Source organism: Frankia sp. Mgl5 (assembly GCF_023242985.1).
Lineage (GTDB): Bacteria > Actinomycetota > Actinomycetes > Frankiales > Frankiaceae > Parafrankia > Parafrankia soli.
The window spans coordinates 1-341 of sequence record NZ_JALKFY010000557.1 but is presented as its reverse complement, the minus strand read 5'-3'; the positions used below and the strand labels follow the sequence as shown (position 1 = coordinate 341).

Sequence of the window (341 nt, the reverse complement as noted above, 5' to 3'; positions counted from 1 at the left end):
CACCACGGCCATGAAGAAGAGAAAATCACGCAGGGCGTGGGTCATCGTCGCATTGTGGTTGGCGTACTCATCCAGCTTATAGGTGCCTTTCCCCTGTTTGTTGATCGAATCGATTGCAGCTAGTACGTCAGCGCGAATGCTGTTGATCTGCCCAACCTGATCGGCGTAAACGTGAACTCCGATAAAAGGTTCCCCGTTGTAGAGGGAGATCTCCTTGCCGCGGCTTCCCCGCAAATCGCGGATGTCAGCCAGCAGCTTCAGTGTTACGTAGCCTTTTTCCGTTGAGATCAGAGTCTTGCCCAGTTCCTGGGGGCTGGACGCCTGATTCATCCATTGAATAC

The 341-nt window shown here is 53.4% G+C and carries 1 protein-coding gene; it reads right to left on the bottom strand.

The features are described 5' to 3' along the window. Positions 1 to 341: hypothetical protein (locus MXD62_RS10610; RefSeq protein ID WP_248829145.1), on the bottom strand; the 341-nt coding region annotated here is incomplete at both ends.